This is a genomic window from Actinomadura rupiterrae, assembly GCF_024172125.1.
GTDB lineage: Bacteria > Actinomycetota > Actinomycetes > Streptosporangiales > Streptosporangiaceae > Spirillospora > Spirillospora rupiterrae.
Genome location: NZ_JAMZEA010000003.1, coordinates 855587 through 877295, shown reverse-complemented (window position 1 = coordinate 877295; position 21709 = coordinate 855587). Strand labels below are relative to the sequence as shown.

Annotated in this window: 24 protein-coding genes; 11 read left to right on the top strand and 13 right to left on the bottom strand. The window is 71.4% G+C overall.

Annotated elements, in window-relative coordinates; translation table 11 throughout:
- Positions 1 to 714, bottom strand: coding sequence for a carbon-nitrogen hydrolase family protein (locus FHU30_RS12765; protein WP_253875190.1), 714 nt, complete (start codon positions 712 to 714; stop codon positions 1 to 3).
- A 47-nt stretch (positions 715 to 761) separates the two neighbouring features.
- Here FHU30_RS12765 and FHU30_RS12760 point away from each other — a divergent pair, with 47 nt between their 5' ends.
- Together FHU30_RS12760 and FHU30_RS12755 are read left to right on the top strand one after the other, a co-directional pair.
- Positions 762 to 1877 carry an alanine racemase gene (locus FHU30_RS12760; RefSeq protein WP_253875188.1) on the top strand — a complete coding sequence of 372 codons (1116 nt, stop codon included), beginning with the start codon at positions 762 to 764 and terminating at the stop codon, positions 1875 to 1877.
- A gap of 321 nt (positions 1878 to 2198) precedes the next feature.
- Positions 2199 to 2972: a transposase family protein gene (locus FHU30_RS12755; RefSeq protein WP_253874200.1), complete on the top strand. Its 774-nt coding sequence runs from the start codon at positions 2199 to 2201 to the stop codon at positions 2970 to 2972.
- A 90-nt stretch (positions 2973 to 3062) separates the two neighbouring features.
- On the opposite strand, the gene FHU30_RS12750 is transcribed toward FHU30_RS12755, so the two are convergent.
- Both FHU30_RS12750 and FHU30_RS12745 read right to left on the bottom strand, forming a co-directional pair.
- Complete coding sequence (locus tag FHU30_RS12750; protein ID WP_253875186.1) at positions 3063 to 4499, bottom strand: MFS transporter; 1437 nt, start codon at positions 4497 to 4499, stop codon at positions 3063 to 3065.
- Between the two features lie 1208 nt (positions 4500 to 5707).
- Positions 5708 to 6196, bottom strand: a complete 489-nt coding sequence (locus FHU30_RS12745; RefSeq protein ID WP_253875184.1) for a MarR family winged helix-turn-helix transcriptional regulator — start codon at positions 6194 to 6196, stop codon at positions 5708 to 5710.
- Positions 6197 to 6404: 208 nt separating this feature from the next.
- Between FHU30_RS12745 and trpS the strand changes: the two genes are divergently transcribed.
- Positions 6405 to 7436 (top strand): tryptophan--tRNA ligase, encoded by a 1032-nt coding sequence (gene trpS / locus FHU30_RS12740; protein ID WP_253875182.1) that lies wholly within the window; start codon positions 6405 to 6407, stop codon positions 7434 to 7436.
- Positions 7437 to 8189: 753 nt separating this feature from the next.
- Here trpS and FHU30_RS12735 read toward each other — a convergent pair.
- Positions 8190 to 8801 (bottom strand): TetR/AcrR family transcriptional regulator, encoded by a 612-nt coding sequence (locus FHU30_RS12735; RefSeq protein WP_253875180.1) that lies wholly within the window; start codon positions 8799 to 8801, stop codon positions 8190 to 8192.
- Positions 8801 to 9649 carry a class I SAM-dependent methyltransferase gene (locus FHU30_RS12730; protein ID WP_253875178.1) on the bottom strand — a complete coding sequence of 283 codons (849 nt, stop codon included), beginning with the start codon at positions 9647 to 9649 and terminating at the stop codon, positions 8801 to 8803. Before FHU30_RS12730 ends, FHU30_RS12735 begins: the two co-directional genes overlap by 1 nt.
- Positions 9650 to 9864: 215 nt before the next feature.
- Between FHU30_RS12730 and FHU30_RS12725 the strand changes: the two genes are divergently transcribed.
- Positions 9865 to 10299 (top strand): DoxX family protein, encoded by a 435-nt coding sequence (locus FHU30_RS12725; protein ID WP_253875176.1) that lies wholly within the window; start codon positions 9865 to 9867, stop codon positions 10297 to 10299.
- Positions 10300 to 10555: 256 nt separating this feature from the next.
- Positions 10556 to 11143, top strand: a complete 588-nt coding sequence (locus tag FHU30_RS12720; RefSeq protein WP_253875174.1) for a hypothetical protein — start codon at positions 10556 to 10558, stop codon at positions 11141 to 11143.
- Here FHU30_RS12720 and FHU30_RS12715 read toward each other — a convergent pair.
- Entirely contained in the window at positions 11106 to 11744 is a 639-nt protein-coding gene (locus FHU30_RS12715) for a TetR/AcrR family transcriptional regulator (protein WP_253875172.1), read from the bottom strand. The genes FHU30_RS12720 and FHU30_RS12715 overlap by 38 nt on opposite strands.
- Before the next feature lie 38 nt (positions 11745 to 11782).
- Here FHU30_RS12715 and FHU30_RS12710 point away from each other — a divergent pair, with 38 nt between their 5' ends.
- The 5 genes from FHU30_RS12710 to FHU30_RS12690 all read left to right on the top strand — a co-directional run bounded on the left by FHU30_RS12710 (position 11783) and on the right by FHU30_RS12690 (position 14929).
- Positions 11783 to 12109, top strand: coding sequence for a rhodanese-like domain-containing protein (locus tag FHU30_RS12710; RefSeq protein ID WP_253875170.1), 327 nt, complete (start codon positions 11783 to 11785; stop codon positions 12107 to 12109).
- Between the two features lie 180 nt (positions 12110 to 12289).
- A complete protein-coding gene (locus FHU30_RS12705) occupies positions 12290 to 13171 on the top strand; it encodes a helix-turn-helix domain-containing protein (RefSeq protein WP_308211280.1) in 882 nt (293 codons plus the stop codon).
- Positions 13095 to 13364 carry a DUF397 domain-containing protein gene (locus FHU30_RS12700; protein WP_253875166.1) on the top strand — a complete coding sequence of 90 codons (270 nt, stop codon included), beginning with the start codon at positions 13095 to 13097 and terminating at the stop codon, positions 13362 to 13364. The genes FHU30_RS12705 and FHU30_RS12700 overlap by 77 nt, the downstream gene beginning before the upstream one ends.
- Before the next feature lie 34 nt (positions 13365 to 13398).
- Positions 13399 to 13833, top strand: coding sequence for a GNAT family N-acetyltransferase (locus FHU30_RS12695; RefSeq protein ID WP_253875164.1), 435 nt, complete (start codon positions 13399 to 13401; stop codon positions 13831 to 13833).
- Position 13834: 1 nt separating this feature from the next.
- Positions 13835 to 14929, top strand: a complete 1095-nt coding sequence (locus FHU30_RS12690; RefSeq protein WP_253875162.1) for a winged helix DNA-binding domain-containing protein — start codon at positions 13835 to 13837, stop codon at positions 14927 to 14929.
- 4 nt (positions 14930 to 14933) lie between these two features.
- Here the strand turns inward: FHU30_RS12690 and FHU30_RS12685 are convergent, their stop codons facing one another.
- The 5 genes from FHU30_RS12685 to FHU30_RS12665 all read right to left on the bottom strand — a co-directional run bounded on the left by FHU30_RS12685 (position 14934) and on the right by FHU30_RS12665 (position 19264).
- Entirely contained in the window at positions 14934 to 15314 is a 381-nt protein-coding gene (locus FHU30_RS12685) for an MmcQ/YjbR family DNA-binding protein (RefSeq protein ID WP_253875160.1), read from the bottom strand.
- A 115-nt stretch (positions 15315 to 15429) separates the two neighbouring features.
- Positions 15430 to 16065, bottom strand: a complete 636-nt coding sequence (locus tag FHU30_RS12680) for a response regulator transcription factor (protein WP_253875328.1) — start codon at positions 16063 to 16065, stop codon at positions 15430 to 15432.
- A 5-nt stretch (positions 16066 to 16070) separates the two neighbouring features.
- The gene (locus tag FHU30_RS12675; RefSeq protein ID WP_253875158.1) at positions 16071 to 17336 is read right to left on the bottom strand and encodes a sensor histidine kinase; all 1266 of its coding nucleotides are present in this window, start codon (positions 17334 to 17336) and stop codon (positions 16071 to 16073) included.
- A 242-nt stretch (positions 17337 to 17578) separates the two neighbouring features.
- Positions 17579 to 18181 (bottom strand): MarR family winged helix-turn-helix transcriptional regulator, encoded by a 603-nt coding sequence (locus FHU30_RS12670; RefSeq protein ID WP_253875156.1) that lies wholly within the window; start codon positions 18179 to 18181, stop codon positions 17579 to 17581.
- A gap of 240 nt (positions 18182 to 18421) precedes the next feature.
- Positions 18422 to 19264, bottom strand: a complete 843-nt coding sequence (locus FHU30_RS12665; protein ID WP_253875154.1) for an NAD-dependent epimerase/dehydratase family protein — start codon at positions 19262 to 19264, stop codon at positions 18422 to 18424.
- A gap of 350 nt (positions 19265 to 19614) precedes the next feature.
- Here FHU30_RS12665 and FHU30_RS12660 point away from each other — a divergent pair, with 350 nt between their 5' ends.
- Entirely contained in the window at positions 19615 to 20133 is a 519-nt protein-coding gene (locus FHU30_RS12660) for an O-acetyl-ADP-ribose deacetylase (RefSeq protein ID WP_253875152.1), read from the top strand.
- Between the two features lie 137 nt (positions 20134 to 20270).
- On the opposite strand, the gene FHU30_RS12655 is transcribed toward FHU30_RS12660, so the two are convergent.
- Positions 20271 to 20732, bottom strand: a complete 462-nt coding sequence (locus FHU30_RS12655; protein WP_253875150.1) for a universal stress protein — start codon at positions 20730 to 20732, stop codon at positions 20271 to 20273.
- A 141-nt stretch (positions 20733 to 20873) separates the two neighbouring features.
- On the bottom strand, positions 20874 to 21647 hold the full coding sequence (locus tag FHU30_RS12650) for a TIGR03084 family metal-binding protein (protein ID WP_253875148.1): 774 nt from the start codon (positions 21645 to 21647) through the stop codon (positions 20874 to 20876).
- Between the last annotated feature and the right edge of the window lie 62 nt (positions 21648 to 21709).

The window sequence follows — 21709 nt, the reverse complement described above, 5'->3', positions numbered from 1 at the left end:
TCAGTCGTTGCGGACGAACGTGCAGGAGGCCACCTCGTCCGGTGCCGGGCCGGTCTCGGCGAGCAGCTCGCCGCTCGCCGACCAGATTCCGGACCGTCCGGATGTCCGGTCGAAGCCGTGCCCGGTCGGGCCCGCGAAGGCCGAGGTGACAGCCCAGACGCCGTGGTCGGCCGCGACCCGGCGGGCGCGCTCGCCGTGGACGTGCCGCTCGTGCTCGCCGTGCACGACGCCGGCGACGTACCCGTCGATGCCGAGCGCGGCCGTGTCCGCGGCGTGCACGGGCTGGCCGGTGTCGCGGCAGATCGCGAGCCCGAGCCGCCAGCCGTCCACGTCCAGCACCACGGGCTTCGGGCCGGGCAGGAACCGGTCGTTCTCCTCGCCGTGCAGGTGCTGCTTGGCGTAGGCGACGCGCGCGCCCTCGCCGTCGATCGCCAGCGTCCCGATGTATGGGCCGGGGACGGGCGCGCCGACCAGCGCGATCGACCCGGTCTCGGCGCAGGCGGCGATGATCGGCGCGAGCCGCGCGTCGTCGGGGGCCACGGGCTCGGCGTCCAGGTGGTACCCGGTCAGCGAGAGCTCGGGAAACACCACAACACGGGCATCGGCGGCGAGAACGGACTTGGCGTGCGCGAGCGCGTTCGCCTCCACGTCGTAGGACGCGGTGCTGGGCTGCGCCACGGCGACCGTCAGCTCACGAACGGGGTATTCGGACATTCAAGACACCTCCGTGATCATCCTTCCAGCCCGGCGACAATGGCGGAATGCTCACCGACCGGCTGAGATCCTGGATCGCGGACGCCCCGCCGCTGCCCGCCTTCGTCTACGACCTGGACGCGCTGGCCGCGCACGCCCGCCGGATCCGCGACGCGGTGCCGATCGAGGTCTACTACGCCGCGAAGGCCAACCCGGACGCCCCGATCCTCCGGACGCTCGCGCCCTTCGTGGACGGCTTCGAGGTCGCGTCCGGGGGCGAGTTGCGGCACGTCCTGGACGCCGTGCCCTTCGCCCGGCTGGCCTTCGGCGGCCCCGGCAAGACCGACTCCGAACTCGACCTGCGCGCCGACCGCGTCCACGTCGAGTCACCGCGCGAGCTGGCCCGCCTCGCCGCCAAACGCCGCGAAACGGACGTCCTTGTGCGGGTGAACCTCGCCGCCGCCGCCGCCGACCGGGCGGGCGTCGCGCTCGCGATGTCCGGCCCGTTCGGCATGGACCCGGACCTGATCGAGGAGTGCCACGACATCCTCGCGTCCGCTCCGTGGCTGCGGTTGCGCGGCGTCCACGCCCACCTGTCCTCCGGCCTGGACGTCCCGGACCTCCTGGCCCAGTCCCGCGAGATCCTGGACTGGGCCCGTCCGTGGGCGGAGAAGGCCGGAATCGAGAACCCGGAATTCAACCTCGGCGGCGGAATGGCCGTCGACTACTCTTCGCCCACCCGGACTTTCGACTGGGAGACCTACGGCCGCGAAATCGCAAGACTCGCACTTCCTGGTGAAACATTGCGCATCGAGCCCGGCCGAGCCGTCACCGTCTACTGCGGCTGGTACGTCACCGAAGTGCTGGACCTGAAGCCGTCCCACGGCCGCTGGTACGCTATCCTCAAAGGCGGCACCATGCACCTCCGAACCCCGGTGACCAAACAGCACGACCAGCCGTTCACCATCGTCCCGAATTCGGCCCGCCCCGTGCGCGATATCGAAGTGACCCTGGTCGGCCAACTCTGCACCCCAAAGGACGTCTTCGCACGCGAAGTCCCCGTCACCGAAATCGGCATCGGGGACATCGTCGCTTTCAGCATGTCAGGCGCCTACGCCTGGAACATCTCCCACCAAAACTTCCTCATGCACCCCCCACCCACCTTCCACTACCTAACCCCCTGACCGCCCCCCCGCCTGCCCGCCTTCTTGGTGGTGGCCAGGGCTGCGAACGTGCTCGCCCCGATAAGTTCGGAAAGGGCGTCGTCGGTGAGGACGGCGGGAGCGGGTCCGTCTCCGGGTCCATAAGCAGTCATCATCTTTTCCTTTCTCGGCCAAGCGATCGTCGGAAATCAACTTTGCGGCTTCAGTGAACCTTTTCCAGCAGCCTCTTCAAGGCTGCTGATCACAGCATGATCGCGGGCGGCGTGGCTGGCCGTGGACGTGAAGAAACCCCTGGTAGGAGAGGGGTCTCTGACCTCCGCCCCCCACAACCAGAGGTTTCACGTGCTTTTCTATCGTGCTTCGCTGCCGTTGTCGCGTTCGACTCTGAACTACCTGACCGGTCTCGTCCGGCGGGAGCGGACGAAGCTGAAGAGCAAGGGCCGGGCTTTGAACGCGGGGCAGCAGGCGCTGATGACGCTCGCATACTTGAAGAAGGGCGATACGTTCGCGCAGCTCGCGGCAGGTTTCGGGGTCGGGACGACGACCGCGTGGAGGTATGTGAACGAGGTCGTGGCTTGGCTGTCGGCCCGCTCACCCAAGCTCGGCACCACACTCGCCAGGGCGAAGAAAGACGGGCTGGGACATCTGATCCTGGACGGCACTCTCATCGCGACCGACCGCCTCCGCGCCGACCGGCTCTTCTACTCGGGCAAGCATCACAAGCACGGCGTGAACCTGCAGGTAATTGCCGGCCCGTACGGGCAGATCGTGTGGGTGTCGGGTGCGGTACCCGGCTCGATCCACGACCTGAAAGCGGCCCGGAACTGGGGAATCATCCGCGCCCTGGCAGCGTGCGGGCTGCCGGTCCTGGCCGACAAGGGCTACGTCGGCGCCGGTCCCGCGATCATCGTTCCTTACAAGGGCAGGAACAAGCCCGCCTCCCAGAAACAAGCCAACCGGGCCCACGCCAAGCTCCGCGGACCAGGTGAACGCGGAAACGCCCAGCTCAAGTCATGGAAGATCCTCACCAAGCTCCGCTGCTGCCCCTACCGCGCCGGCCACCTCGCCAAGGCCATCAGCGTCCTACAAAACCGCGAGGCCGCCCTCGCCCCGTGATGGAAAAGGCTCAGTAAATCCGCGAGCTCGAACTCTGGTGCCACCTTTTCGGTGGCAATTCGTACATCCGAGTCCGGGCGCGCCTGGCGGCTAGTGGGCGTTCGCGAGCTGGTTCTCGGTGGCCGGGGCCGGGCTAGGGGCTTCGGCCGAACTGGGGATGGAGCGGCGTAGGACGGTCAGGGAGAGGACGATCCCGAGGGTCAGCAGTCCGGCTCCTGCCCAGAAGGCGACGTGGTAGCCGTGCGTCAGCGCCTCGCGGGACGTCCCGGCGGTGTTCGCGGTGGCGACGGCGGACAGGGCCGCGACGCCGAGGGCCGCGCCGATCTGCTGGGTCGTGTTGAACACGCCCGACACGACCCCGGCGTCCGCGGGCTTCGCGCCGGACATGCCGAGCCCGGTCAGCGACGGCATCACCAGCCCGAATCCGCCCGAGAGGATCATCAGCGGCAGCAGGTCCACCGCGAAGTGGCCGTCCACCGGGACGCGGGTAAGCAGCAGCCGCGCCGCCAGCAGCAGGACGAGCCCGGTGACCAGCACGGCCTTCGCGCCGAACTGGTTGATCAGCCGGGCCGCCGCGAAGAGCGATACGACCGCGATCGAGGCCGCCGCGGGCAGCATCGCCAGTCCGGTCTCGGACGCGTTGTAGCGCAGCACGTTCTGCATGTAGAGCGTCACCATGACCTGGAAGCTGAACAGTGCCGCCAGGACGACCAGCTGGATGAGGTTCGCGCCCCACACGTTCTGGTCGCGCAGCACGCGCAGCGGCATCAGCGGCACTGACGCGGTGGCCTGCCGCAGGACGAAGCCCCCGAGCAGCACCAGCGCGCCAACCCCCAGCGCGAGCGTCCGCGTTCCCCACCCGTTCTGCTCGGTCTGGACGATCGTGTAGACCCCCAGCATGCTCCCGGCGGTGACCAGCGCGCCTCCCAGCACGTCCGCGCCGGCCTTGAACCCCAGGCCCTGCTCGGACGGCAGGTAGCGCAGCGCGGCGAGCACGGCCGCCACCCCGAGCGGCAGGTTGATCAGGAAGATCCAGTGCCAGCTCAGCGCATCCGTGAGCACCCCGCCGAGCACCTGCCCGAGGGACGCGCCGACCGCGCCGGTGAACGCGAACGCCGACAGCGCCCGGGTCCGCTCGCCGGCCTCGGCGAACAGCGTGGTGATCATGCCGAGGCCGACCGCCGAGCTGAGCGCGCCGCCGAGGCCCTGCGCGAAGCGCGCGGCGACCAGGACTCCCGGGCTCGGCGCGATACCGCACAGGATGGACGCGATCGTGAACACCGCGATCCCGGCGACGAACACCGACCGGCGCCCGAGCAGGTCACCGAGCCGTCCCGCCAGCAGCAGCGTGCCGCCGAACGCGACGACGTACCCGTTGACGACCCAGGTGAGCCCCGCGTCGCTGAACCCCAGGTCGCGCTGCATCGCCGGCAGCGCGACCGTCACGATCGACCCGTCCAAGATGATCATCAAGGTGCCGGCGCACAGCACCGCCAGCGCCATCGCCCGTGACCGAACGCTCTCCACAGCCTTCTCCTCCACCGAGCCGGACCGCACCCGTCCGGGCGCGACAGAAGAGACACTAGCAGATAGTTTCGTAGCAGACGATATATTTCGGATCTATACAATCCCGGAGACCACGCGCCACTAAAAGCGCGCGCAGGCGCCGACGCATGGCCGCCGCCCCTCAGAACATGCGCCCACGCGCGCCGCGTGGACGTGCCCCCTCAAAACGCGCGCCCGCGTGCACGTGCCCGCTTCGAGCACGCGCAAGCGAGTGCGGCGGGTGGACGTGCCGCTCAGAAGCGTGCACCCGCGGACGCGCCGCGTGGACGTCGCAGCAGAGCGTGCGCTGGGGGCGCGGCGGGTGGACGTGGCCGCTCAGAGCGTGCTCTCTTACGCGCCGCGTGGCCGTGCCCGCTCAGAGCGTGCTCTCTCGCGCGCGGCGTGGCCGTGCCCGCTCAGAGCGTGCGCCCGCGGACGTGCCGCGTGGACGTCGCAGCTGAGCGTGCGCTGGGGGTGCGGCGAGTGGACGTCGCAGCTCGGAGCGTGCGCGCGCGTGGGCGTGGCTGCTCGGAGCGTGCGCTGGCGGGTGCGAGGTGCGGACGCGGCCGCTTCGGACGTGCGCAAGCGAGTGTGGCGGGTGGACGTGCCGCTCAGAAGCGTGCGCCCGCGGACGTGCTGCGTGGACGTTGCGGCAGAGCGTGCGCTCGCGGGTGCGGCGGGTGGATGTGGCCGCTCAAAGCCTGCGCTTGCGGGTGTGATGCGTGGGCGTCGCCCCTCGGAGCGTGCGCTCGCGTGCGCGCTGCGTGGACGTCGCGGCAGAGCGTGTGCTGGGGGTGCGGCGGGTGGATGTGGTCGCTTGGAGGGCGCGCTCGCAGGTGCGCCGCGTGGGCGTGGCTGCTCAGAGGGTGCGCGGGCGGGTGTGGCGGGTCGACGAAGTCGCTCAAAGCCTGCGCTTGCGGGTGTGATGCGTGGGCGTCGCCCCTCGGAGCGTGCGCTCGCGTGCGCGCTGCGTGGACGTCGCGGCAGAGCGTGTGCTGGGGGTGCGGCGGGGGGCGTGGTCGCTTGGAGCGTGTGCCCGCAGGTGCGCCGCGTGGGCGTGGCTGCTCAGAGCGTGCGCTCGCGTGGGCGGCCAGTGGACGGGGCCGGTCCGAGTGTGCGCTGGCAGGTGCGCCGCGTGGACGTGCCGCTTGAGCGTGCGCTCGCGAGTGCACCGCGCGGGGCGTCGCGGCTCAGAGGGTTCGTTCGCGGGTGCGGCGGGTGGACGTGGCTGCGACCGGCTCGGCGAGGAGGCCGGTGGACAGGAGGTTGAGGCAGTGCAGGAAGATCTGGCGCTCCTTCTCGGGCAGCGCGTCCAGGACCTCGGCGTGGACGGAATCGACGATCTCCTGGCTCTGTGCGGCGACCTCGGCGCCCTTCGGGGTGACCGCGATGACCCGGGCGCGGCGGTCCTGCGAGGACGGGCGGCGCTCAGCCAGGCCCGCCTTCTCCAGCGCGTCCACCGTGACGACCATCGTGGTCTTGTCCATGTCGCCGATCTCGGCGAGCTGGTTCTGCGTCCGCTCCTCCTCCAGGGCGTGGACGAGGACGCAGTGCATGCGCGGTGTCAGGCCGATCTCGCCCAGCGCGGCGGACATGCGGGTCTTCAGCACGTGGGCGTTGTGGTCGAACAGGAAGGAGATGTCGTGGCCGACGCGGGAGGTGGGCGCGAGAGAGGTCATGCCCCCAGTCTAGTTCCGTAGCAGATCATCTGCTTCCGACATTGATAGTGCCGTGCCGGACGGGTACCCTGAGCCCATGCAGCGCTGCGTATGTCTCAGCTGGTGGCCGTCCACGGACGGCTGACCAGGCATACGCGCAGGCCGTCCGAAGATCGGGCGGCCTTCTCTCTTTCCCGGGGTCGCCCTCCGACCTCGAAGGAAGAGACCGATGACGCTCACCGCCCCCGAGCTCGACGAACTCGTCGCCGGCGACGCCGCCCAGCACCGCGTGCTCACCGGCGACCGCCCCACCGGAGCCCTCCACCTGGGCCACTATTTCGGCACCCTCGCCAACCGCGTCCGGCTCCAGCGCGCCGGAGTGGACGTGTTCGTCCTGGTCGCCGACTACCAGGTGCTCACCGACCGGGACGTGGCCGAACGCCTGGAGGACCACGTCCTCGGCCTGGTCGCCGACTACCTCGCCGCCGGGATCGACCCCGCCACCGCCACGATCTTCACGCACACGGCCGTCCCCTCGCTGAACCAGCTGCTGCTGCCGTTCCTGTCCCTGATGTCGGTGTCGGAGCTGAGCCGCAACCCGACCGTCAAGGACGAGATCCAGCACTCCCGGCAGGAGGCGGTGAGCGGGCTGATGTTCACCTACCCCGTCCACCAGGCCGCCGACATCCTGTTCTGCAAAGCCGACCTGGTGCCGGTCGGCCGCGACCAGGCCCCGCACCTGGAGGTCACCCGGACCGTCGCGCGCCGCTTCAACGAGCGCTACGGCCCGGTCTTCCCGCTGCCCGAGATGCTCCTCTCGGACGCGCCGCTGCTGCTCGGCACCGACGGCCAGAAGATGAGCAAGTCGCGCGGCAACGCGATCTCGCTGTCCACGCCGCCGGACGAGGTCGCCCGCCTGGTGAAGCGGGCCAAGACCGACGCCGACCGGCACATCGCCTACGCGCCCGAGACGCGTCCCGAGGTCTCGAACCTTGTGCTGCTCGCCGCGCTCGCCCAGGGCCGCAAGCCGGAGGAGGTCGCCGCCGATATCGGCGGCGGCGGCGCGGCCGAGCTCAAGCGCGTCGTCACCGAGTCGGTGAACGAGTTCCTCCGCCCGATCCGCGCGGCCCGAGCCGCCTTCATCGCCGACCCGGCACAGCTCAAGGCCGTCCTCGCCGCCGGCAACGCCCGCGCCAACGAGATCGCCGAAACCACCCTGACCGAAGTCAAATCCGCCATGGGTATGAACTACCTCCACTAACCACCAACCCTCGCCCATCGCCGCCCAGCCGAAGCGTCCGCCCCGCGCCTCCAACCAAGGCACCCCGCCTCGCCTAATCGGCCGCGCCTGCGATCCGCGAGTTCAGTCGCAGCGCCGCGCCTCGGCCGTTTCGGCAAGGCGTGCGTGCCGTGCTGGGTTGCGGCGTTCTGTTCTGGCTGTTCAGCCGAGGCGTGCATGCCACGCGTGCAGGCGAGGCGTCCCGGCTCTTGGTCGCTCAGGCGTGCGATCCGCGAGTTCAGTCGCAGCGCCGCGCCTCGGCCGTTCCGGCGAGGTGTGCGTGCTGTGCTGAGTTGCGGCGTTCTGTCCTGGCTGTTCAGCCGAGGCGTGCATGCCGCGCGTTCAGGCGAGGCGTCCCGGCTCTTGGCCGCTCAGGCGCTGCGATTCGCGAGTTCAGTCGCGGCGCCCAGCCTTGGCCGTTCCGGCAAGGTGTGCATGCTGCGCGCTGAGTTGCGGCGCTCTGTGGCTGTTCAGGCGAGGCGTGCGTGCGGCGCGCTCGGGGCGCGGCCTCCCGCTCTTGGCTGCTTAGGCGAGGCGTGCGTGCCGTGCGTTGAGTTGCGCGTTCTGTCTTGGTTGTCCAGCTGAGGCGTGCGGCGCGTTCGGGGTGCGGCGTCCTGCTGTTGGCTGCTCAGGCGAGGTGTATGTGTCGCGCGTTCGGGTGCGGGCGTACCACCTTGGCCGTTCAGGCAGGGCGTGCGTGCCGGGTGTTCAGCAGAGGAGTTCGTCCGCGTGCGGCTAGGTGAGGCCGTGGAGGATGGCTTGGGTTAGGGCGTTCAGGTGGTCGGGGGAGGGTGGGGCGGTGGTTTGGGTGGCTTGGAGGAGGGTTGTCAGGACGGACTCGTGGCAGACGCCGACGATCAGGGCGGCGGACGCGTCGACCGGCGCGTTCGGGGGGATGCGGCCGAGGTCCTGTTCGGCGAGGAGCCAGGCGCGCAGGCGGTCGCGCCAGTCCGTGCCGGACGGGCGCGGGGCGGTGAGGCGCGCGAGCAGTTCGGGGCGGCCGAGCAGGCCGGACAAGCCCGGCATTACGGCGCGGTGCAGGGCCAGGCCGTGGGTGAGCTGCGCGCGCACGCCGTCCGCGAGGGTGCCCTCGCCCGGGCGGGGGAGCGGCGGCAGGCCGTCCTCGATCGCCTGGACGTGCGCCTCCCACGCCTCCGCCAGCAGCTCGTCCTTGTCGGCGAAGTGGTTGTAGAGGACGCCGTCGGCGACTCCGGCGGAGCGGGCGATCGCGCGGACGGTGAGGTCGGCCGTGCCGCGCTCGGCGATCAGGCGCGCGGCCGCCGCCACCAGGTGTTCGCGCAGGCTGCGGCCGCCGTCCCGCACCGCCGCGGCTGTTCTCGGGGACATCACCGCCAATCGTAACGGGCGCTCACCAGCCAGGCGCTGCCGTCGGTCCGGACGTCCTCCGGGCCCTGGAACCGGGCCATCTGGTCGTAGACGGCCTCGCGTGCGGCGCCGACCGCATCGGGGTCGGCCTGCGCGAACGCGTGCACCATCGGGCCCCAGCCGCAGAAGAACTCCGTGGCGTCCGCCGCGTTCCGGCCCCATATGCGCGGGGCCTCGACCCGGCGGATGCGGATGTCGGAAAATCCGGCCTCGGTCAGGATGCGCTCGGTGTGCGCGGGGTCGGCGAGCGAGGTCGGGCCGGTGCCGTCCGCGCCGGTCGCGGGGTCGGGCATGCCGAGCGCGCCGGCGATCGCGCCGAGCAGGATGCCGATGTCGCCGCCGGCGACCGGGTCCATGGCGACGAACGCGAGCCGCCCGCCGGTGCGCAGCGCGCGCCCGATGTTGGCGAACGCGGCGACCGGGTCGGCGAAGAACATGATCCCGAAGCGGCTGAGCGCGACGTCGTAGGACGCCGGCGTGAACGGGAAGACCTGCGCGTCCCCCTGCTCGAACCGGACGTTCGCGACCCCTTCGGACTGTGCCCGTTCGCGGGCCCGTCCGAGCATCGGGCCGGACAGGTCCACGCCGGTCGCGCGGCCGCCCTGGGCCGTCCGGGCGGCCAGGCGGGTGAGCTGCCCGTTGCCGCAGCCGACGTCGAGGACGCGGTCGCCCCGGTGGACGAACTGGAGCAGGTACTCGTTGAAGCCGCTGTTGACCAGGTCGTACCGGTCGTGGTGCGCGGCCCAGTGCGCGCCCTCGCCGCCGTTCCACGCCTCGGACTGGGCGGTGTTCACGATCTGTGCGGTCATGCCGTCCTCCAAAATGAACGTGAGTTCATGAACGTACGTTCATAATGTGCCGGACGTCAAGGCGCTCACCCTCCGGCGGAAGCGGCGAGAAATTTCTGTCCCGTTCGGCGATGAGTTCTCGGCGGGGCCCTGGTCTCCATAGGTGTAAGGAACGGGCGGGAAAATCCGCCCACGGTGCAGCCCCCACCACCGAGAGGACCAGGACCATGGCGACGATGACCGCCTCGACGACCCCCACCGCCACCGCCACCGAGGCGCACCGCACCGGACGCAAGGCCGGCATCGCCCTGTGGACGCTCCAGGCCCTGATGGCCGCCGCGTTCGTCATCGCCGGAGCGAGCAAGGTGGCGCTGACCGACCAGGCCGTGCAGGGCTTCCACAAGATCGGTCTCGGCGAGCCGGGGCTGATCGTGATCGGCACGCTGGAGCTGCTCGGCGCGGTCGCGCTGATGATCCCGATTCTTTCCGGACTTTCCGGCGCGGCGCTCTCGACGCTGCTGGTCGGCGCGACGATCACCGAGTTCGTCGCGGACACGCCCGCCATGGCGCTGGTCCCGCTGGCCTACCTCGTCCCGGTCGCGATCATCGCCTACGGACGCCGCGGCCAGACCGTCCGGCTGATGGCCGCCGTCCGCGGATTCCGCCGCTGACCGTGCGTCCGCGCTGACCACCGATCCCGGAGCCGTGATAGGTGCGGCTCCGGGATCGGCGCGCGCCGCCGAGGGCCCGGGGCACGGCCGTCCTGCCGGACGATCGGGGGCTTTCGGCGGCGCTCTGCGTTCTCCCTCGCTCGGGTCGTCCGTTTCGCGACCTGCGGGGGAGGCGGATCGCGATCGCGGGGGAGTCGCGGGAAGCCGGCGGCGGCCGAGGCTGGGCACGGCACAAATCCCGATCTTGGAGAGAGCCGTGTCCGAAGCCGTTCCCCTGCGCCGCCAGAACCGGTTCGCCGCCGCGTACGCCCGCCTCCACGGGCGTCCGGTCGAGGGCGTGCCGCGCTGGATCGTGATCGCCGCCCACGCCACGACCTGGGTCGTCCTGCCGTCCTGCCTGTGGCGGCTGGCGTTCGGCGTCTTCGGCCTGCCGGTCGCCGAGCATCCGGACATCCCCGGCGGCGGACGCGGCGACACGCCGTCCGCCATCCCGCAGTGGGCCTACATGATCATCCTCTGCGCGGTCAGCGAGGGCCTGGCGTTCCTGACCGTGGGCCTGGTCAGCACGTGGGGCGAGCGGGTCCCGCGCCGCGTCCCGCTGCTCGGCGGACGCCGCGTCCCGACCCTCGCGGCGGTGGTCCCGGCGGCGCTCGGGTCCCTCGCGATCATGTCCATCTGCGCGTTCTTCTTCGTCGGCGGACACAAGAACGAGAATTTTGACAAGACGTTCGCGCACGACTGGCAGCTCGACCTGCTCTACGTCTCCTACGCGCCGCTGCTTGCCTGGGGCCCGCTCCTGGCGGTGGTCACGGTCGCGTACTACCTGCGCCGCCGGAAGCAGTGACCGCCGACCGGACGACCGCCGCGCGCAACCGCTCCTCGCCCAGTTCGGGCAGCAGCGCCGAGACGTGTTCGGCGCTGAGCATCGCCAGGACGCCATGGGCGGCGGCCTCGGGATCGGGGTCCCCGTCCAGCAGCAGCGCCAGGTGCAGATGCCAGAACCGGTACGCGCCGATCCGGTACCGCGCGCCGGGCGAAGCGGTCTCCGACATCCGCACCAGCGCCAGGTGTTTCAGCAGGTAGTCGAAATACGCGAGGACGAACGCCTCGACCCGCTCGCTGCTGGACGCCCCCGGCCCGAGCGGCGCCGGCCCGTTCAGGACGGCCTCCTGGAGTTCCCGTTCGCGCGCGTCCAGCAGGGCGACGGCCAGGCCCGCCTTGTCGCCGAAGCGGCGGAACAGCGTCCCTTTGCCGACCCCGGCTTCCGCCGCGACCTGGTCCATCGACACCGCGTCCGGGCCGTGCTCGGCGAACAGCCGCGCGGCCGCCTCCAGCACGGCGACCCGGTTGCGCGCCGCGTCCGCGCGCTCCTTCGGCGGCGGAGTGCGCAGCAACTCCAGCGGCGTTGCAAAAGCGGACCGTGGTCCGTTACTGTTTCGAGGCACGAACCGGACTATAGTCCGATTTCCGAGAGGATGCCTCCATGACCGCTCTCATCACCCGCGACGAGCTCAAGCGCGCCGTCGACGCCGGCTCCGTCACCCTCGTGGACGCCCTCGGCGGCGAGTACTGGGCCAAGCAGCACCTCCCCGGCGCCGTGCCGCTCGCCCCCGGCGAGGTCGACGCCGGCGCGTCCGACCGCCTCCCCGACCGCGACGCCGCGATCGTCACCTACTGCTCCAACCCCGCCTGCGCCAACAGCGGCCAGGTCGCCGACCGCCTCGCCGCCCTCGGCTACACCAACGTCCGCAAGTACCGCGAAGGCATCGAAGACTGGACCACCGCCGGCTACCCCGTCGAATCCGCCTAACCCCAAAACGCGCCCGCCCGCCCAACGCGGCCGGGCGCGTCCGGTTCTCGACCAGCGCGTGGGCAACCCGTGATCCATAAACCCTGCGTGGTGCGCAGAATAGAGAACGCCCGAGTCCGGGATTTCCCGCTTTCGAGAGAACCCCTGCCACCTCTGTGGCGGAGCCGTCACCATACGTATATGGCAAAGCCTCCGACACTTCGGATGCGGCGGCTCGCGTCCCAACTCAGGCGCCTCCGCGAGGAGCGCGGCATGACGCTGGACGAGGCGACGGCATTGCTGCACATGTCCAAGTCCTCGCTGCATCGCCTGGAGTCCGCCAAGGTCACCATTCGCCCCTGGGCGGTCGACCACATGCTCCGTGTCTACGGCGTCCAGGACGACAGCCTCCGCGACAGCCTGATCACTCTTGCCCAGGCCGGACGCTCCAAGGACTGGATCAAGCGTCACTCCGCGCTTCTCGGCCGCCCGGGAGCCGGGGAGACGATCCGCGTCGAACAGGATTCACGCAGGATCCGCACCTTCCAGACCTCCGTACTGCCGGGACTGCTTCAGGCGCCGGAGTACATCCGAAGCGTCGTTCGGCAACCCTTCGGTGAGCAGCCGGAAGTGGAACGTGCCGTTGACCTGCGGTCGGCGCGCAAGGAGTGCCTGCTGCGTGATGATGATCCCGTTGATTTCGTTGCGGTTGTACCTGAAATGCACATCCGGCAGCCACTCGGTGGCTGGCAGGTGCTCGATCAGCAGTTGCGCCATTTGCTGGACTTGGTGGTCAGGGAGAACATCGACATACGAATCCTGGCCCTGGAGGGCACCCGGAACCCGGGGGTGGACGGGCCGTTCACGATCTTCGATGCGGAGGACGCCGATTTCGAGTTGGTGGTGATCGAGAGTCTCCTGCGGACCGTCTACATCGATGACGAAGCTCAGGTGGGACGCTATAGCGTGGTCTTCGAGAACCTCCTGGAGGCGAGCCTGAGTAAGGATGAATCCCGTGTCCGGATCGAGGAAGCCCTCTGGAATCTCGGTGGGCCCATGGCGCACGAGCAGCCACAGCGGTAGCAACGAGGGGCAGACGACCTGCGTCGAAGTCGCCGCTTGGCGGAGAAGCGGTTCCGGTAACGGGCACTCCGTTGTGGCACCCGGCGACTTGAGCGGCGGGGTCCTGCTGAGGGACTCCCAGGATCCAGAAGGGCCCGTGATCGCGCTGGGTGCGGACGCGTGGCGGGGGATGGTGGCGGTGGTCGGGCGGTAGGGCGGGTGTCGGTGGGGCGTGGGACTATGCGGGGGTGATCGAGATTGGGCCGCTTCGTCCGGATGAGCGTGCGGCGTGGGACGTGCTCGCGCGCGGGTACAAGGAGTTCTACCGGACCGAGGTGTCCGGCGCGGGGTACGACCTCGCGTGGGAGCGGATCATGGCGGCCGGGGCGGTGTTCGGGCTCGGGGCGCGGCTGGACGGGCGGCTGGTCGGCATCACGCACTACCTCTTCCACGCGACCGTCTGGGAGAACGACGCCTGCTACCTCCAGGACCTCTTCGTGGACGAGAGCGTCCGCGGCAAGGGCGTCGCGCGCGGGCTGATCGAGGCCGTCGCGGACGAGGCCCGCAAGCGGGACGTGTCGCGCCTGTACTGGACGACGCAGGAGCACAACGCGACGGCGCGCCTCCTGTACGACAAGGTCGCCAAGCACAACGGCTTCCTTCGCTACGACTACCCGGTCTGACATGCCCGAGAAGCTGGGACGACGTGACCTGAACCGGGCGCTGCTCGCGCGGCAGCTGCTGCTGCGCCGCCATCGGATGGGTGTGCTGGAGACCGTCGAACACCTTGTCGGGATGCAGGCACAAGCCCCGAATCCGCCGTATCTCGGGCTGTGGACGAGGCTGGAGGAGTTCGACTTCGACGAGCCCGGCCGGCTGCTGCACGAGCGCGAGATCGTCCGCATGGTGCTCATGCGCGGCACGTTGCACCTGGTCAGCGCGCGTGACGCGCTGGCCCTGCGGCCGCTGACCCAGGTCGTCCTGGACAAGTACCTCCGGGGGCCGAGCGGGCGCGACCTGAAGGACGTCGATCTCGACGCGGTGCGCGAGGCCGTCCGGGAGCTGCTGGGCGCCGGTCCGCTCTCTGACAAGGAGGTCCGGACGGCGCTGGCCGAACGGTTCCCCGAGCACGACGCCGAGCGCTTGAACTGGGCCGCGCGCTGCATGTTGCCGCTGGTCCAGGTGCCTCCGCGCGGCGTCTGGGGATCTTCCGGACTGGCCCGGCACACCACGCTGGACGTGTGGCTCGGCAAGCAGTTCGGCGAACCGGACGTCGATGCGGTCGTCCGCCGGTACCTGGCGGCGTTCGGGCCCGCGACCGTCCGGGACGCGCAGCACTGGTCCGGCCTGACCGGGCTGGACGAGGTCTTCGCGCGGCTCAGGCCCGAACTGTTCACCTTCGAGGACGAGAACGGACGCGTCCTCTACGACCTGCCCGACGCGCCGCGTCCGGACGCCGGCACGCCAGCGCCCGTCCGGTTCATCCCGGATTTTGACAACCTCACGCTGTCGCACGCCGACCGTGCCCGGATCGTCAGCGAGGAGCACCGCAAGCGGCTCTTCACCGTGAACGGGATCATCCGCGCCGCCGTCCTCGTGGACGGCTTCGTCCAGGGCATGTGGAAGGCCGAGGTAAAGTGGGGCGCGGCGACGCTGCGGATCGAGGAGTTCGAGCCGATCCCGGCCGCCGCCCGCGAGGAGCTGACCGCCGAGGGCCTGCGCCTGCTCGCCGCCGCCTACCCGAAGGCGTCCGACCGGGAGATCGTGTTCACGCGCTGAGCGGTCAGGTCGTGAGCTGCTCGACGAGGCGTTTCGGGGCGATGAGGCGGTAGCTCTCGGTGAGCAGCTCGGTGATCTCGTCCCAGTCGACGTCGGGGAGGTCGAGGCGGGCGCCGACCCAGCCATGCTGGCCCATGTACGGCGCGCTGTAGAAGCGCTCGGGATCGGAGCCGACGAGCGCCTGCTGCTCGTCCAGCGTGACCTTCACCCACAGGGAGATGCGGTCGTCGCCGTGGTGGTTGTCCACATACCAGGCGAACGTCTTCTTCCGCACGCGGTAGACGACGTGCGGGCCGTGCCCGGACGGCTCGGACGCCGCCTCCGGGAAACCCTCGCATATCTCCGTGAGCCGGGCCTTGCGCCGCTCGGTCTCCTTCTCGTCCATGCCCGCCATCATGCGGGACGGCACTGACAGTTCGTCCGCCGAGGTCGCCGTTCAGGCACCGGCCATGCGGTTTCAGGACGGCCAGGTCGCCGTTCGGGTCGGCTGAGGAAGCGGTTCAGGCGCCGTCCAGGTAGCGGAGGACGGCCAGGACGCGGCGGTGGTCGCCCGGCGCGGGCGGCAGGCCGAGCTTGGCGAAGATGTTCGCCACGTGCTTCTCCACGGCCCGCTCGGACACCGTCAGGGCGTCCGCTATGGCCGAGTTCGTTCGTCCTTCGGCCATCTGGCCCAGCACCTCGCGCTCGCGCGGGGTCAGGCCGGGCAGGCGGCCGCCGCCGAGCAGCTGCGCGACGACCTCCGGATCGAGCGCCGTCCCGCCGGACGCGACGCGCCGCAGCGCCGACTCGAACTCGGCGAGGTCGGCGACGCGCTCCTTGAGCAGGTAGCCGACCCCGGCGGGCGATCCGGCGAGCAGCTCGGCCGCGTACCGGGTCTCGACGTACTGCGAGAACAGCAGGATCCCGACGGACGGGTGGTCGCGGCGCAGCGCGAGCGCGGCCCGCAGGCCCTCGTCGGTGTGCGTGGGCGGCATCCGGACGTCCACGACGGCGACGTCCGGTTCGTGCTCGGCGACCGTTGCGACCAGCGCGTCCGCATCGGCGACGGCCGCGAGGACGGCGTGCCCGCGCATCCGCAGCAACTGGACGAGCCCGTCCCGCAGGATCGCCGCGTCCTCGGCGATCACCACGCGCAAGGCCGTCACGACGTGCGGAGGGGGAGCGTGACGGTCACGGCGGTCGGGCCTCCGGGCGGGCTGTACACGGTCATCTCGCCGTCCACGGTAGCGACCCGGTCGGCCAGTCCCGCCAGCCCGCCGCCCTCGCGGACCTCGGCCCCGCCGCGCCCGTCGTCGGTCACGCGCAGCACCAGCCGCCCCTCGCCGAGCGTGGCGTCGATCTTGAGGAGCGACGCGTCCGCGTGCTTGGCGGCGTTCGCGAGCAGCTCGGCGGCGCAGAAGTAGGCCATGGACTCGATCTCGGCGGGCGGACGTTCGGGCAGGTCGGTGGCGAGTTCCGCGCGGACCGGGCTGCGCGCGCCGAGGGTCGCGAGCGCCGCGTCCAGGCCCTTGTCCAGGACGGGCGGGTGGATGCCGCGCACCAGCTCGCGCAGCTCGGCGATCGCCGCGCGGGCCTCCTCGTGCGCCGCGTCCACCTGCTCGCGGACCTCCGGCGGCGCGTCCGGCGGGAGCGTCTCCTTGAGCATCGCCAGCCGGATCGTGACCGCGACCAGCCTGACCTGCGCGCCGTCGTGCAGGTCCCGCTCGATCCGCCGGACGGTCTCGACCGCGTCCCGCACCGCGTACGAGCGGCTCTCCTCCAGCGCGCGGATCCGCCGCTCGGCCTGCCCGGGACGGAAGACGAACCGCAGCACGCGCACGTCCAGCCGGGCGGCGGCCGCCGTCACCGCGGGGGCGCTGATCAGCAGCAGGGCGCCCAGCGCGGAGAGGGTGATCGCGCGCGGCCAGGTGTCGAACCAGATCCCGGCGAGCTTCATCCCGTGCCGGACGTGTCCGTTCGCGTCCGTTTCGGTGATCTCGTTCATCCGCAGCCGCCAGAGCAGCGGGTAGATGAGCAGGATCGTCCCGTAGGCCCACGTGACCAGCACCGACAGCAGCCCGAGCAGGCCGGACGGCACGCTCGCGGCGAGGTACCCGAACGCGCGGTAACCGAGCGACCCGTGCTGGTCGCGCACCCATCCGCGCAGGTCACGGGCCTTGCCGCGGGACGGCCACGGCACGTCCTCATGGAGCAGCCGGGCCGCCAGCACGCGCCGCGCCTCCGCCATTCGGACGGCCCCGTGCAGCACGGCGGCGGACGCGGGCGCACCGACCCTGGTGATAGCCAGGACGAGCGCGGCGAGCCCCGCGTAGAGCGCGTAGTACACCCCGACCGCGCTCAGCGCGCCGCCCGCGACCAGGTAGAGCGCAGGCGCCCAGAAGCGCCGCCCGTTGGGGTTCCACCACATACGCCCAGGTTCCCGGACACCCCGCCCGTCCGTCGATCGTGCCCGCACCTATCCCAAGGTTCGGTTTCCCCCACCTTCCACAACCCCGCGGAGCCAGGGAGGCGCAACGCGGAGCATGCCGAGACCGACCGCCAAGCGGCATCGCGTCCGGCACGGTGTGGGCTGGCGCGTCGGGACTGAGGGACGAACCGCAGCCGGGCCTGGCGGCCTCGCGTCCAGCAGGGGCAGGCCGGGGCGTTGGGTTAGGCGGCGTCGCAGTCTGAGTCGTCCGGTGGCGCCTGGCAGTCGTCCGCGGGGGACTGGCACTCGTCGATGTCGTCGTCCGGGCAGAGGGCGGACGGAGGTTCCGGATCGGTGGGGCAGACGGGAGTGTCCGGGCAGATCGGGGCATCCGGGTCGAGCCCGACGAGCAGCGTGGACAGGATGTCGTCGAACGACTCGCGCTGCTCCGGCGTGAGCCGGTCGAACACCAGGCGGCGGACCTCGCCGACGTGCCCGGGCGCGGCCTTCTCGACGACCGCCATGCCCTCGTCCGTCAGGGACGCGATGATCGCGCGCCGGTCCTCCGGATGCCGGCTGCGGATCACCCAGCCGTTCGCCTGGAGCTTGTTGACCGCGTGCGACATCCGGCTCGGGGACGCGCGGACGACCGAGGCCAGCTCGGTCATGGTCAGCGAGCGGCCCGGCGCCTCCGACAGCATCGCCAGGATCAGGTAGTAGCTGAAGGGCAGGCCCTCGTCGCGGTGCAGCTGCCGCTCCATCGCCTCCGACAGCAGCCGGGAGAACGCGACGAAGGCGCGCCAGGTCCGCTGCTCCTCATCGTCGAGCCACCGGGTGTCCGTCATGCCCACCATCGTACTTGAAGTTTCAATGATTGATCCGTCCGGCCCCCAGGAAATCTCCCGAAGCCGGACGGACGTGACGGATCGGACGGCGCCGGGGGCGCATCCGCCCCGACTCCGCGGACGGGACGCGAGGCGCCGAGAAGGGCGAGCCGAACGCGACGGACGGCCCGCGGACGAGGGCGCGCGCAGGGCGGCGTCCGCCGGGCCTGGGCCGGGCTCGCTCCCGGAGGGGGAGCGGGCTCAGCCCAGGTCGGAGAAGCCCTCGCGCCAGGATTCGAGGCGCGGCTTCCAGCCGAGCTCGCGCGCCCGCGCGTTGGACACCGGACGACCCAGCGGGGCGGCGTGCCGCGCGGTAGGCGGTGTCGGCGCGCCGAGCGCCGCGCTGTAGACGGGCAGCCACTCCGCGGCCGTGGCGGGCTCGTCGTCCACGATGTTGACCGGTCCGGCGGGCCAGTCGAGCGCCGCGACGGCGGCCGAGGCGGCGTCGTCCACGTGCACGAAGCAGGTCCAGGACGGGGTGAGCGACAGCGCGCCCGCGTGCACCCGCTCGGCGATCGCGCCATCCGGGGCGTACCAGGTGCCAGGGCCGTAAAACGCTCCATAACGGAGCACAACGCCTTCCGGCATCTCGCCCACGGCCTCCTCCAGCGCGGCGATCCCGCCGTACGGGGGCAGCGAGGGGTCGAGCGGGTCGTCCTCGGTGGCGGGGGTCGTGCCGGGCTGGTAGATCCAGGAGATCGACTGGGCGATCATCTTCTGCACGCCGGCCGCGCGGGCCGCGTCCACCAGGTTGCGCGTGCCGTCGATCCGCAGCCGCGAGTTGGCCGCGAAGTCCTCGGCGGACAGGTCGGTCAGCTGGTGGATCACCACGTCCGGGGCGTGCTCGGCGAGCGCCTCGGTCAGCGCTCCGGCGTCGAGCACGTCCACGACGACCGGGGTGGCGTGCTGGTCGGCGAGGGTCTGCGCGCGCTCCGGGCTGCGGGTCGTTCCGACGACCTCGTGACCGGCCCGCGCGAGCAGCGGCACCAGCCGCCGCCCGACCACGCCGGTCGCGCCCGCGACGAAAATCTTCAAGGGGGGCACCTCCACGACTTTCACACCATTGTGGTCGCTGTAGCGGCAGGATAGTGCCGCCCGTGACGACGTTTTCTCCGGCGGTTCGCTCGTTCGTGGCCTGGCTGCCACCACGGGCCCAGCGGTCCGGCCGCCGATCGGCCGCCGAATTGTCGGTACTTTCCGGTATTCCATGAAACCCGAAGTCGTCCGGGTGTGCGGACCGTTTGGCCCCTCCCGGCCCCCGTTTTCGCGTCCCGGCACCGGGTTTAACGTTCCGGCACCCGGAGCAGGGTTCCCGCTGGGAGCCGGAGGACGTCCGGGTTTCGGGGGCGCTCGGAGCGATGTCCGGGATGTCGGGTAGGGGCGAAAGGGAAGCGATGAAGATCACTCTGGTCCGCGGCGACATCACCGTCCAGGATGTGGACGCCGTGGTGAACGCGGCCAACTCCTCGCTGCTCGGCGGCGGCGGCGTGGACGGCGCCATCCACCGCAAGGGCGGCCCGGAGATCCTCGAAGCCTGCCGCAAGCTGCGGGCCTCGCACTACGGCGGCGGGCTCCCCACAGGCCAGGCCGTTGCCACACCCGCCGGACGCCTCCCCGCGCGCTGGGTGATCCACACCGTCGGGCCCGTCTACTCGGCCACCGACGACCGCTCGGCGCTCCTGGCGTCCTGCTACCGCGAGTCGCTCCGCGCGGCGGACGAGCTGGAGGCCGCCTCGATCGCCTTCCCGGCCGTCTCCGCCGGCATCTACGGCTGGCCCGTCGACGACGCCGCCCGCATCGCCCTGTCGACCGTCGCGTCCACCCCGACCAAGGTCGAGGACGTTCGCTTCGTCCTGTTCACCGAAGACGCCTACACCGCCTTCGACCAGGCCCTCGCCTCACTGAGCGGCTAGCCCACCGTCCCCCGACCACCACAAAACAATCCCCCCAACGCCACCTCGACCCGCTTCCGCCAAGGCCGACACCCGCCCCCGTGCGTCCCCGGGAGTCGGCGGGCGGCCGGGTGGGCGCCCGCGACTCGGGGGGACGGTCAGTCCTGCTTCGCGTGCGGGACGACGAGGGTGGCGCGGTGCGTGTGGTGCAGCACGCGGGTGGACACGCTGCCGAGGATCACCGAGCGGGCGCCGGCGAGGCCGCGCGAGCCGGTGACGATGACGTCGGCGTCCAGCTCGTCCGCCACGTCCACGATGCCCGCCCAGATCGGGCCGGTGGTGCGCGCCGAGCGGGCCTCGACCGTCTCGAAACCGGCCTTCCGGGCGAGCTCGGCGCCCGCGAGGGCGAGCTGCCGTGCCTGCTCCTCCTCGGGCCACTCGTCGGTCTTGGTGTCCACGGTGAGCGCGCCGGCGGCGGCCAGCGGGGCCCAGTTGATCTGGCTGAGCAGGGGCTCCCACACGGTCAGGACGACGACGGGCGCGGGGCGGAGGGTGCGGGCGGCGAACTCGATGGCAGTGCGCGCGTCATCGGAACCGTCGAAAGCGATCAATATGGTCATGCCTCAGTCCTATCTCCCGCTCAGCCGAATCCCACCCCGAGGTGCCGAAGATCACCTCGCGCGGATCCACTGGTCACCGCCCTCCAACCCCTACCCAGCCCGTCCCGCGACACCCGCGCGTCGCACCGGGCTCGGCAGGTGTCAGGTGCGTGGCGGGCGGTCGGCGCCGGGCGGGCCCGCGAAAGACTGGACGATGTCCAGCCAGCGTTCGGCGTCCGGGCCCTGTGCGGACACCGAGACGTCCGCGCGGTTGCGGCGGCGGGTGGCGAGCAGGCAGAAGTCGAGCGCGGGGGCGGACACGCGTTGCGCGGCGTCCGCCGGTCCCCAGGTCCACGGCTCGCCGCCGTCCGGCGGGGTGATCTCGACGCGGAACTCCTCGCCGGGCGGGGTCAGGCCGCGGTTGTGGAAGGCGAAGTCGCGGGCCCGGACGGCGATGTGCGCGACGTTCCGCAGCCGCGCGGTCGGGGCGCGGGTCACGCCGAGGGCGTCCGCCACGTCCTCGCCGTGCGCCCAGGTCTCCATGATCCGCGCGGTGGCCATGGATCCGGCGGCCATCGGCGGGCCGAACCAGGGCAGCTTGGTTCCGGGCGGCAGGGCGGCGAGCGCCGCGCCCAGCTCCGCCAGACCCTTGCGCCAGCGGTCGAGGAGCTCGGCGGGGTCCATCCGCGCGCCCTCGGCGGCCTTCAGGTCCACGTCCTCGATCCGGGGCAGGTTCGCCCAGAACGCGTCGGGGTCGGTCGCGGCGACCAGCGCCCGCTCCTCCGTCCAGGTCAGGTGGGCGATCTGGTGGGCGATCGTCCAGCCCTCGGCGGGCGTGGGCAGGGCCCACGAAGCGGCGTCGAGGGGCGCGACGAGGGCGTCGAGGGATGCGCCCTCGGCCGCCATGTCCGCGAGCAGCGCGTTGAGATCCGGCATCCCGCCAGCATCCCCGCTCGCCTGCCCCCGGCGGAAGACCCCGACCGAACAAGATTCGGCCG